This is a genomic window from Lactobacillus sp. LL6, assembly GCF_007570935.1.
Lineage (GTDB): Bacteria > Bacillota > Bacilli > Lactobacillales > Lactobacillaceae > Lactobacillus.
Genome location: NZ_VLLR01000001.1, coordinates 165,362 through 177,873, shown reverse-complemented (window position 1 = coordinate 177,873; position 12,512 = coordinate 165,362). Strand labels below are relative to the sequence as shown.

Sequence of the window (12,512 nt, the reverse complement as noted above, 5' to 3'; positions counted from 1 at the left end):
CAATTGCCATGCAACTGCTTTTTATTACCTCACTAAATTTTTCCAAATTACTACTTTATTTTCTTTCAAAGACTCTTGTACGTCAATGATTCTTTGATTGCTTGACCCACGAAATTGTAAAGTCAGATCCTTTTTTGCTTCCAAAAATCGTCCATCTACCAGAATATCAATTTTTGATAGCATTTCTAATTTATCTGATGTTTCTTTTTGAAGCTCATCCCAAGTATAGCCGCTCCAAGACCAGATATCTTTTTCATGTCCAAACTCTGCCCGAATTCGATCAATCAATTTAAGACAAACCTTTGTATTCATAAAAGGTTCTCCTCCTAATAGAGTTAAACCTTGAACATAACTCTGACCTAAATCTTCAATTATTCTATCCTCTAACTCTTGGGTATAGGGAGTTCCATAATTAAAATTTTGAGCTGCTAGATTATAACATCCCGGACAATCAAATAAACATCCTGATACATAAAGACTGCAGCGAACTCCTTCCCCATCAACAAAATTAAATGGTTTATAGTCAGCAATTTTATCTAAACTGTAATCCTTTGCCTTCCATTCTTGGGGTTTAGGATTTTTAGGAAGGCGTTTTTGTCTTAAAAGTTTTTTAGCATGTTCAACTTGAGGTTTATATTGATTAGAATCTACAAAAATTGTATCACCATCAATATTAACTTTTACCAAATTACTACGAATATCAGGACCTTCTTGATGATTCTTATCCTTTTCTGGCATTTTTGTTAAATTCCTCTTCTGCTTCTTCTTTAACTAAGCCACTAGACATGTGTTTAACTCGACTAGCAATTTCTTCATGACGTCCGTGGACCATTGGACGCTTCAATGGATTACCTAAATACCCACAAGTTCTCTTAACACAATCACAAGTTTTGGGATCATGATTACCGCACTCAGGACATTGAAAGCCTTTAGCCGTTGCTTGAAACTCTCCAGCAAATCCACACTTATAACACTTATCAATCGGTGTGTTAGTTCCTAAATAGCCTACTTTATCATAAGCCCAATCCCAAACAGCTTCTAAAGCTGCTGGATTTTGTTTAAGATTTGGATATTCACAATAGTGAATAAATCCACCTGCAGCGTATTGCGGATAGTCTTTTTCAAAGATCAATTTTTCAAAAGGAGTTGGGTGTTTTCTAACATCATAATGAAAAGAATTAGTATAGTATTCCTTATCAGTAATATCTTTAACTTTACCAAACTTTTTAGTATCTAGTTTGCAGAACCGATCAGTTAAACTTTCACTTGGTGTTGAATAAAGGCTATAGTGATAATGATTAGGGTCTTCTTTTTCCCATTTTGCACATAAATCATGCATTCTTTTTACAATTTCAATAGTGAAATCATGTGCTTCTTTATTATGCTCCCAATTTGGTCCATAAAAGACAGTGGCTACTTCATAAAGTCCAATATAGCCTAAGGAAATAGTAGCTCGACCATTTTTGAATAATTCATTAACATCTCCATTTTCTGCAAGACGTTTACCAAAAGCACCATATTGATAAAGAATCGGAGCATTGATAGGTTTAGCCTCAGTGACACGATGAGCCTTAAATTTTAATGCTTCATGACAGGTTTGCATTCTGATGTTAAAAATTTTCCAGAATAAATCCATATCACCATGACTTTCCATTGCAATTCTTGGCAAGTTAGCAGTGACTACTCCCAAGTTCATTCTGCCAGAATTAACCTCAGTCCCTTTTTTATCTTTCCAACCTTGTAAAAATGAACGGCACCCCATTGGACACTTAAAAGAACCAGTGATTCTTACTACTGAATCATACATTAAAACATCTGGATACATTCTTTTGGTTGAACATTGAACTGCCAACTTTTTAATATCATAGTTGGGATCTCCAGGATGAAGATTTAGGTTCTTTTTAATAGTAAATAGCAATTTTGGAAATATTGCTGTTCGGTGTTCTTTTCCCAATCCTTCAATTCTTACTTTTAAGATATCTTTTTGAATTTCTCTTTCAATCCACGATGTTCCAAGTCCAAAGCCTAAACTAGTAAATGGTGTCTGACCCTGACTTGAAAACATGGTATTAATTTCATATTCCAAACTTTGCATTGCATCATAGATATCTTTTTTTGTACGTTTTTTAGCAAATTCAATTGCTTTTTCTTCATCATCAATTAACTCACGAGCATCTTTTAAATGCTTTTCATAATTTTTTTGAGCAAATGGCGCCAATACTTGATCAGCTCTATCAAATGAGCAGCCACCATATTGACTTGAAGCAACGTTAGTAATAATTTGAGCAACTTGACTAATGGCTACTCCAATAGATTTTGGACTTTCCATATAAGCATTTCCAATCTTAAAGCCATTAGTTAATAGTTCTTTGAAATCAATCAAACAACAATTTGACATTGGTGACAGAGGCGTATAATCCAAATCATGCCAGTGAATATCTCCGCGTAAGTGAGCTTTTGCGATATGTTGAGGCATCATAGTTAATCCGACAGTTTTTCCAACCGTTCCTGCTGTTAGGTCTCTTTGAGTTGAAAAAATATCACTATCTTTATTAGCATTTTCATTAACAATCGTTGGATCTTTATGGACTAAACGCTCTAATCGATTCTTAGTATCTGTTTGTTTACACCATTCTGCTTCATCTTTTTTGCGATATTCCTTATACTCGTTAGCTTCTTTAAAGTAGCCTAATTCATTTAAAGACTCTCTAAATACTTTAGCTACTTCTAGAGCCTCTACGATATTTTTTCCAGCAAGTTTGTCCGAAATTTTAACTAAAATATCATCCTGAGCATTTGCTAAATTAAGTTCACGGATAATCGTTTTTAACTTAAAGCTAGCAAAAGGATATTTTGCGCCATCACGCTTAATAAAATATTGTGGTAATTGTAAGTTCTCTTCTTGCAGCTGTAATTCTTTTAGCATTTTTATTCACTCCAAATCTTCATGAAGTAATAATACCATAAACCACAACATCTTGTATTCTATATAATTTCAGCCAACTATAACTTGTATTTAGCAAAAAGTTAGTCTAACTTGATTATTCAAACTTTTACAAATTTTTGCAAAAAAATATCCCGAAAATTAATTCGAGATATTTTTATCATTAATTATTTACGCTTTTCAAAATATTGCCCCTTGTTTACTTGGTAATATTTCTTATAACGAGCAAAGTAATTATGGAACATATACTTCATAAGAAGCCAACGTTTAAATCCGCGATCTTTATCATAAAATACAGTGGTGCCATAACGACCTTCATGAATTAATTCTTCTGCAGTATCCTTAGCTTCATTTTCATAAGCATATTCTTTGAAGATTTTTACAGGAACACCAAGCCAAAGCATGTATTTACTCTTAAGTTTATTACCATAAACAGTGTCTTTATCCTTTAAATTATCTTCAACATAATCATCAATATACCACTTAGCCAAGTTATAGCCATTCAAAGTAACATAGAAACTTGAACGACCTTGACGCAAATTGATTTCGAAGAACTTGTATTGACCATCACGTTCATCATACTTAATATCAAAGTTTGCCATACCAGTGTAGTTCAATTTTTCAAGGAAAGTTTGAACTTGTTCATATAACTTTTCATTATATTCTGGCAAAATTGCCATGTAATTACCAATTGATTGTGGAGTTGGATCTTCAAGTAATGGGTGACCCATACACATCATTTTTACTTGATGATCTTTATCAACATAAGCGTTAAGTACTCTCATGTTAGAATCATCGCCTGGAATAAAGTCTTGTAAAATAAGGTCAGCCTTATAACCGTTGCCGTAGATTTTTCCAACAATATCCTTAAACTCATCTTTATCATGAATAGTGAAGGCTTTCTTTCGACCTTCAAAGTGAACATCAAGCCATGAAACAGGATCTTCTGGCTTAAGTTCAACAGGGAAGTCAAAAGGAACATCCATATAGTCGCCACTCTTAAAATCATCCATTGTAATAATTTTAGTCTTTGGATATGGCAATCCATATTCTTCAGCGATTTCATAAAATCCTTCTTTTGAAATGAGCTTTTCAAGTAAATCGTAATCAATGTAAGGAACAATGAAAACTTCACTCAATTCATCCTTGTGTTTAGCAAGAAGTTCAGCATAACCATCCCCGCAAGCAATCAAGATAACTGGTTCTTTATGATTCTTGTAAATCTCCATCTTTTTCTTCATAACTTCCATGAAAGTTGGATCTTCACTGAATCCTTGATGAAGTTCTACATCAACAATTTTAGAATAACGAGTTGCGGCAAGCTGTGTATCAGCTAATGCCTTAACTTTGATTCCATAGGCTTCATTAAATGAACGAGCCATACCATAAACGTTAATATCACTACCAAGCAAAATTGGCGTAAATTTTTTAGTCATTTTAAAAATAAACCCCTAAACTAAACTAATTTGCCTTGTGCAATCAAGTTTGCAACTTCTGGCTGAACATGTTGATACTTCTTAACAGTATTCTTGTAGTCAACGAAGAAGAGCTTGTACCATACAAGGAAAGTGTAAATTGCCCAAATTTGACGACGGTGAGAACCATCACCTTCATAGTTATCATCAAGTAACTTCAAAATCTTCTTTTGGTCAAAAATATCATTTACAAAGTCTTCTGCAAACAATTCTCTAACTTGCTTGTAAAAACGTGGTTCCTTAAGCCATTGCTTGATTGGAGTTGGGAAACCAAGCTTTGGACGCTTTGCCCATTCATCTGGCAATACTTTTTCACTTGCTTTTCTTAAAGCATACTTAGTATCATGACGATTTACTAAATACTTAGTTGGGATTGAGTTTGCAAGTTCTGCAATCTTCTTATCAAGGTATGGAACACGCAATTCTAAAGAGTGAGCCATTGAAATCTTATCAGCTTTTTGTTCAATGTCATTAAGCATAAAGTGATGCAAATCAATATATTGCATTTGCTTAACAGCATCTAAGTCCTTAACCTTCTTAAAGTCCTTTTGGTAGTTGCCATTTACAGTTAACTTATTTCTGTATGATGGTTGCAAAATACTATTAGCATCTTTTGAACTGAAAATAGTTGGATAATCCATATCATAGATAACTGATTGACCAACATAAAATTCACTTGGTTCAGCTAAATTAGTGTACATATGAACCTTACCTGGGAAGTTTGGCATCTTCTTAATTCTATGAGCAAGTTTTACACGCTTTTTCTTAGGAAGCTTCTTAAGTTCTGAAGTAAAGACCTTAATTACATCGTTATGAGTATGCATTCCATAGTTAACATAACCTGCAAAAAGTTCATCGGCACCTTCACCAGAAAGGACCACAGTAACATGCTTTCTAGCTAATTTACATAAATACCAGAGAGGAATAATTGATGGGTTAGCATCAGGTTCATCCATATGATATTGCATTTCAGCAAAGTCATGCATCGCTTCATCAGCATTCACCTTATCACTAAAGAAATTCCAGCCCTTAATGTCTGCTAAAGCCTTAGCTTTTGAAGCTTCATCATAAGTTGAATCATCAAAACTAATTGAGAAAACATCATCTGGATTTAAGATACTAGTAATAAAACTAGAGTCCACACCTTCTGACAAGAATGCCCCAACTGGCACATCAGCATTATGGTAGAGCTTAACAGTTTCTTCCAAATCTTCATTGATTTTTTCAAGGGTTGCTTCAAAACTTAAATTATTTTCTTTGTATTCAGCATCCCAGTATTGATGGGTCTTCATTTCTCCCTCTTTATATTCGAACCAGTGTCCGGCAGGGAAGCGATAAACGCCTTTGAAGAAAGTTTCGTCTAAATCATTATATTGATTCATAAGATATGGCTTAACAGCTTCAACATTCAATTCCTTCTTAAAACCAGGAAATTCAAGAAAACTCTTAAGTTCTGAACCCACTAAAAGGTGACCATTTTCATTACTGTAGTACATTGGCTTAATACCAAAGAAATCACGTGCACCATAAAGGGTTTTATTATTATCATCCCAAATAAGAAAGGCGAACATCCCGCGTACACGCTTTAAAAGTCCATCCATTCCCCATTCTTCATAACCATGAAGAAGAACTTCAGTATCAGCTTTAGTTGTAAAAGTGTGACCTGCATCAATTAATTCTTTTCTAAGTGGCTTAAAGTTATAAATTTCACCATTAAAAATAATAGCTCTAGTTCTATCTTCATTATATATAGGCTGACTTCCTCCACGAAGGTCAATAATTGAAAGACGTCTGAAGCCAAGAGCCACTTCATCATTAGTGTAATAACCGTCGGAACTTGGTCCACGGTGCTTGATTGTTGCCATCATCTTACCAATGACAGCTTGTTTTTCATTTATTTCTGGATCATAAAATGCAACAATTCCGCACATAAATAATCTTTTCCTTTATATAAAATTCTTAACTTATCTTCTTACTTTAAATATTCTCTCGTATATTGATTGAACCTTACTATTATAAGCTAAACAGCGCTATTAGCCAAATTACCACGTAAAACTTTAAAATTATATAAAGAATACTTTACGTTTAGACGCTGCACCATAACCAAACACTTGAAGGCGATGCTTTTTTAAATCAACATTAACAACATAGCCTGCATATTCAGTTTTAGTATCAATCTTACGATGCCAGTTTTTATTATATTTAGTAGTTAATGAGTGATTTGCACCCATCAAAGCTGAACAGTTAAAGAGAATATATTGAATACCATTAATGCGATATTGATCTTCACGATGACGATGGCCACAGAAGTAAGCAATAATCCGAGCATCTTTAATATTTGTAAAATCAAAATCATTAGATAAGCGAAATTCTGGAGGAACTCCCTTACTTGAATGCATTCTCCCCTTTTCTCTTTGATTAAAAGCAACAAGTAATTCATGAAGCGAACGTCCATTATATTTTAGAGCATTACTTCCTTTTCGATTAATTGGATTTGCATGACTCATTAAGATAATTTTTTTACCTGATGATTTTGACAAAATTTCAATAATTTCTTCAATTTGATCTTCACGAACAGCTAAAGTGATTTTTTCATCATATTTCTTTTGTCCTTTAGAATCAAGTTCATAAGGAATATCAGATGTATTAACAGAAATAACTCTAACATCATCAAAATCGTAATAGCATACTCCATGCTGACGAGAAATATAACGTATGCGAGCTTGTTTATACATGCCTTTCCACATGATATTTTCAAACTCATTTTCTGGAAATGAAGCACGTAAATCATGATGTTCATCAAACTTATCATTTTCATCATGATTTCCTTTAATCATTACATAAGGAACTTTATCTGATTTAAACGCATCTCGTAATTGATACAGCTCACTTTCACTCACTAAGCCTGCATCTGAGCCATCAATCCAGTCACCTAAGTGAACTTTCATATTTAATAGATTTTTATCATCTAAGTAAGAAAATTCATGAACATGAGTTAGACCGTTCCAACCATAAAAATCAATACTATTTCTATCTTTAAAGTGAGTGTCAGTAATCACACCAATGTTAACAGAATTTTCTCCTTCACGAATCCGCGGTTTAATACTTTCTACAAAACTATCTAGGTATTTTTCAACGCGCCAGCGACGACCGGTCTTTTTATTTTTAAAAGCTCGAAAACGACCTAATTCTTCATTAAAACTGCGCACATATTCAGGAGCTAAATTTTGAGTATTTTCTGGGCTAAGTGCTTGATGTAAAATACCATTTTCATCTTTATAAACAGTTAAAACGAACTTTTTTCCCCCGGGGGTATTCTCCAAGCCATCCACATGGTATTCACCAACTGTAGTATATTGTTGCAGCGGATCGATAAATTTAGTCTCAGGATGCAAGCTGGAACGCTTTTTTGCACCAATTACTTTATCTACAATTCCTCTTGTTTGTCTAAAAATCTTCATGTTTTTCGCCTCAAAGACAAAGAAAAAGCCGGCTAATGCCGACCTAAAAAACTATGCATTATGTTCTAAAGCATATGCGGCAAGTCCTAATGACAAAACTGCATCTTTAGATAAAACCTCTTGTAAGTCTTTAGCAGCAATCGCTTGAACTGCGCCAATTACTTTAAGGCTATAAGTGATGACGCGGTAGTCAACTTCCTTGTTGTACATGTCATCTTGGTAAGGATTTTCATGATTATAAGTTAAATTAATCTCATCCTTATCAACAAAACCATCAACATGATTCGTTAAAATACGATCATGTAAATTTATAAGCTTATCATCTAGCCTAATAAGAGTAAGCTTATGATCACTTTCTGCTTCATAATATTGTTCTTGAGTTAAACCAAAGTAATCTTTAATTGGATTATTTAAAACATTTAAGCTATCAATTGCTTTATATACAGCTTCAGCATCAAAGTTTTGTTCTCCGCTTAAAATCTTATCTTGTGATAAGGCCAAATCGTCGGCCAACATCATGGTATTCAATTTTTCCATAAGGCCCCTCCTTGAAATTCACTCTTAATTATAACAAAAATCAGTCCTAATGCGATTTTTCAAAGGCTAAAAATTAGTTTTTTTTAGAAAATAAAAACAGACATTCTCATAGAATGCCTGATTTCTTTTTATAGATCGAAAAGTATTTAATTTTGTAAATTAATCCTTTACAACATCCTTAGTGCTAAGCCATTGGGTCTTGTTGATCTTAACGATCTTCTTACCATGAACTTTCTTAACATCTTTTGCAGTGAAAGTTGAACCCATCTTTACAGTCTTTGAAGTCTTCTTAGCATCCTTGTTGTAAACTGCTACTGTTTGCTTCTTAGTATCCTTGATAGTAACAAAGATCTTTTCACCTTTTTGAATGCTTGGGTTAGTTGGCATCTCTTGTGCAATACCTAACTTTGGAGCTTCGAAACTAGCAGCTTGAGCAGTAGAAGCAACACCCATAAGACTCATACCAACAACAACACTAGAAACAACTTTTACAAAACCTTTAACGTTCATCATTTTAAATACCTTCGATTCTATTAACTCTTCATTTCCTCTTGACAATTCTATTATATAACATTAGTTATTAAATGCAAGTATTTTTTATAAAAAGTTTTAAGAGGCGAAGTCTTACTCCTGCAAGGGATAAGGGGTTAAAAGTGACAAAAAACAATAACAAAAAATAAAAATAATTTTGTTATTAATAACGTTTTTTAACAAAAAACCACATGGAAATAATCCATGTGGTTAAAAAATCATCAAATTATACTAGCTTTTTACGAATCCAACCTGAAATCCAGTCAATTACTACTACCATTACAATAATTCCAAGTAAGATAATTCCAACTCGATTCCAATCACGAGTGTTCAATGCAAACATCAATGGTGTACCAATACCACCAGCACCAACTAGACCAAGAATAGAAGCTGAACGAACTGAAACATCAAAACGATATAACGTATTCGAAACAAGTGCTGGCATCAAATTAGGCATTGTCGCAAACATTGCAATATTAAATTTAGAACCCCCCGCTGCTGTAATTGCTTCATTAGCACCTTCGCCTAAGTTTTCAATTGCTTCAGAAAATAATTTAGCAAGCATCCCCACAGAGTGAAAACCAAGTGCCAAAACACCAGCTGCAGCACCTGGACCAACAGCTTTAATGAACATCAATGCAAGAACAATTTCAGGGAATGATCTAATTGCAGTTAAAACAATATGACCAGTTCGACTCACAAACCATTTTTTGTGTTTAGTGTTAGCTGCCCAAAAAGCAAATGGCAATGAAATTATAGCAGAAATAAAAGTACCTAAAAATGCAATACATAAAGTTTGCCATAATTGTGAAATTAAATCTTCTCCTGTACCATTATAAACATACTTCCATTCTGGATGAAAAAGCCCAGAAAAAATTGATCCAATCAACTTACTAAAATTAGGACTTAATTTTAATTCCATTCCTGTAAAAGACCAGATAATTAATCCGACAGTAATAATACCGCTTATCCAATAAGTTGCCTTTTTCTTGGTGTTTACTGGTTTAGCAGGCAATTGTGCACTATTATTCATTACTTCATTACCGCCTCTCTAAATTTAGAAGATACGTAGTCAATAAGGAAGACTACAACAAAGATTACTAAGATAATTAACCCAGTTTGAGCATAATTGAATCTTCCTAAACTAATTTGAAGAAGAACACCAATACCACCAGCACCAACATAACCTAAAACAGTTGAAGCTCTAACATTGATTTCAAACGCATATAAGACATATGAAATGAAATAAGTTAAAACTTGTGGCATCACGGCTTCTTGAATAATTTGAAACTTATTTGCACCAACTGCCTTCATTGCTTCAATTGGTCCTTCATCAATAGTTTCAATTGCTTCATAAAAGAGCTTAACAACTACTCCAAAAGTAAATACAGTAAGAGCTAAAACACCAGCTAGTGGTCCAATTCCAACAATTGCCGCAAAAATTGCACCAAGTAAAAGATCAGGAACAGTTCTAATAATGTTCATAATAATTCTCAAAACTGAAACAATAATCTTATTTTTTACAATGTTTCTAGCAATTGCAAAAGAATAAATAAAAGCAATAATTGAACCTAAAAATGTACCTAGAATTGCCATTTTGAGTGTTTCAATCAATGGCCCAACAACTGTTGAAAAGTAATTCCAATCTGGATGACTCATTTCAACGAAAATATCACAAAATTGACCCCAATTTTTAAATAAATCACTAATATGAGTATCTGTACTTTGAACTGAAAGAATAAAACCTACAATAAAAATTAGGAGCCAAATAATATTCATTATTTGGAACTTTTTCTTTGGCAATTGTTTTAAATGCTCTGAATTATTCATTGCCACGCTTCTCCTTATCAATGTAAATATCCTTGAATACCGACTCTGGAGTTTCACTCATCTTACCATCGTAGACTATTTCACCTTTACGTACCCCAATTACTCGGCTACCAAATTCACGAGCAAGTTCTACACTGTGAAGATTGGCAATAACAGTCATACCATATTCTTCATTGAGCATTTTAAGATCTTTCATAACGTGTTTTGAAGTGCGTGGGTCAAGAGAAGCTGTTGGTTCATCAGCTAAAATAATCTTCGGATCTTGAGTTAACACACGTGCAATTGCAACACGTTGTTGTTGACCACCGGATAATTCATCCGCACGAGTATAAACTTTTTCAGCTAAATCTACTCGCTGAAGTGCTTCATAAGCTTTTTGCTTATCTTCATTAGTAAATAAGTTAAAAGTAGATTTCCAAGTTGGATAATATGCAATTCTTCCTGATAAAACATTTCGTAAAACACTTGAACGCTTAACCAGGTTAAAACTTTGGAAAATCATTCCAATATCACGTCTAATTAAACGTAATTCTTTTCCCTTGGCTTTAGTGATTGATTTTCCATCAATTAAGATATTTCCACTTGTAATATCTTGGAGACGATTAATAGAACGAAGTAAAGTAGACTTACCTGCACCAGATAAACCAACGATTACTACAAATTCTCCTTTATTAATTGTGAGGTTAATATCTTTTAACCCAACGGTTCCGTTATCATAAACTTTTCTTACATCTTGTAATTGAATCATTGGCTCGTTTGCCATAATATTGCCCCTTTTTATTTATTATCTTCTTCTTTTTCGATTATCTTGTCGTATTTACGTACTACATTAAAGTCTGAATCCTTAACTGGAACATATCCTTGATGAGTGTAAAGAGAAGCAATCATTTCATGCCCTTCTTTAGACTTACCAATTTCGATAAAGGCTTTAGCAAGCTTCTTTTTGAAAGCCGGACTCATATCACTTCTAACCGAAATAGTGTCATTTGGAATTGGCTTAGTAAAGTAAATCGGAACTACTCGGTTCATAATATCCGGTACATCACCTTTAACCAAGTTTCTTGCATCTTCGAATACAAAGGCAGCGTCAGTATCACCATTTAAAACATCAAGTACAGCCTGATCATGTCCAGTAACAGTAACTAACTTACTATCTTTTAAAACGTTTAATCCCTTTTCTTCAAGTTCAGCAACTGGAAATACATATCCGGCACTTGAGGTTGGGGTTTGAACAGCAATTTTCTTGCCTTTTAATTGCTTCCAAGATTTAATCTTTGAACCTTTTTTAACTAAGATTTCTGCACGATATGAATCAACTAAATTCTTAGTATTTTGACCGCCTGGTTGCTTAATTCCAAATCTTAAAGCTTGTAAAAGTACGTCAGCTGCTCCTTGCTTATGAGCTAAGACATACCCATCTGGTGGTAAAAAGCCAACATCAACTTTGCGAGATTTCATAGCTTCTACAACTGTAGTGTAGTCTATAGACATCGTAACGTGGACCGGGATACCAAGCTTTTTAGATAGCATTTTTTCCATTGGCTTTGCACGTGCTTCAAGCTTATTAGCAGCCTGACTTGGTACAAAGGCAACGGTTAATGACTTTGGCGTATAATCTTTCTTCTCTTTAGAAGTAGAAGATTTTGAACAAGCTGCTAAGCTGACTGCCATAATGATGCTTAGTAGTCCTAATAACACCTTTTTTAACTTTTTCACTTTTTCCTCCGAAAAAAC

General features: G+C 33.8%; 11 protein-coding genes. All 11 read right to left on the bottom strand.

Annotated elements, in window-relative coordinates; all coding sequences use genetic code 11:
* Nucleotides 1-24: 24 nt before the first annotated feature.
* The 11 genes from nrdG to FOD82_RS00820 all read right to left on the bottom strand — a co-directional run bounded on the left by nrdG (nt 25) and on the right by FOD82_RS00820 (nt 12,494).
* Nucleotides 25-738, bottom strand: a complete 714-nt coding sequence (gene nrdG / locus FOD82_RS00870; protein WP_144354628.1) for an anaerobic ribonucleoside-triphosphate reductase activating protein — start codon at nt 736-738, stop codon at nt 25-27.
* Nucleotides 722-2,926, bottom strand: coding sequence for an anaerobic ribonucleoside-triphosphate reductase (nrdD, locus tag FOD82_RS00865; RefSeq protein ID WP_144354627.1), 2,205 nt, complete (start codon nt 2,924-2,926; stop codon nt 722-724). Before nrdD ends, nrdG begins: the two co-directional genes overlap by 17 nt.
* 185 nt (nt 2,927-3,111) lie before the next feature.
* The gene (locus tag FOD82_RS00860; protein WP_144354626.1) at nt 3,112-4,380 is read right to left on the bottom strand and encodes a carboxylate--amine ligase; all 1,269 of its coding nucleotides are present in this window, start codon (nt 4,378-4,380) and stop codon (nt 3,112-3,114) included.
* A 20-nt stretch (nt 4,381-4,400) separates the two neighbouring features.
* Complete coding sequence (gene asnB / locus FOD82_RS00855) at nt 4,401-6,350, bottom strand: asparagine synthase (glutamine-hydrolyzing) (protein WP_144354625.1); 1,950 nt, start codon at nt 6,348-6,350, stop codon at nt 4,401-4,403.
* 132 nt (nt 6,351-6,482) lie between these two features.
* Nucleotides 6,483-7,880, bottom strand: a complete 1,398-nt coding sequence (locus FOD82_RS00850) for a metallophosphoesterase (protein ID WP_144354624.1) — start codon at nt 7,878-7,880, stop codon at nt 6,483-6,485.
* Nucleotides 7,881-7,931: 51 nt separating this feature from the next.
* Nucleotides 7,932-8,417, bottom strand: a complete 486-nt coding sequence (locus FOD82_RS00845) for a hypothetical protein (protein WP_144354623.1) — start codon at nt 8,415-8,417, stop codon at nt 7,932-7,934.
* 159 nt (nt 8,418-8,576) lie between these two features.
* Nucleotides 8,577-8,930, bottom strand: coding sequence for a hypothetical protein (locus FOD82_RS00840; protein ID WP_144354622.1), 354 nt, complete (start codon nt 8,928-8,930; stop codon nt 8,577-8,579).
* Between the two features lie 244 nt (nt 8,931-9,174).
* Entirely contained in the window at nt 9,175-9,981 is an 807-nt protein-coding gene (gene phnE / locus FOD82_RS00835; RefSeq protein WP_144354621.1) for a phosphonate ABC transporter, permease protein PhnE, read from the bottom strand.
* A complete protein-coding gene (gene phnE / locus FOD82_RS00830) occupies nt 9,981-10,778 on the bottom strand; it encodes a phosphonate ABC transporter, permease protein PhnE (RefSeq protein WP_144354620.1) in 798 nt (265 codons plus the stop codon). Before phnE (FOD82_RS00830) ends, phnE (FOD82_RS00835) begins: the two co-directional genes overlap by 1 nt.
* Nucleotides 10,771-11,541, bottom strand: coding sequence for a phosphonate ABC transporter ATP-binding protein (gene phnC / locus FOD82_RS00825; RefSeq protein WP_144354619.1), 771 nt, complete (start codon nt 11,539-11,541; stop codon nt 10,771-10,773). Before phnC ends, phnE (FOD82_RS00830) begins: the two co-directional genes overlap by 8 nt.
* A 14-nt stretch (nt 11,542-11,555) precedes the next feature.
* Nucleotides 11,556-12,494: a phosphate/phosphite/phosphonate ABC transporter substrate-binding protein gene (locus FOD82_RS00820; protein WP_144354618.1), complete on the bottom strand. Its 939-nt coding sequence runs from the start codon at nt 12,492-12,494 to the stop codon at nt 11,556-11,558.
* Nucleotides 12,495-12,512 lie beyond the last annotated feature (18 nt).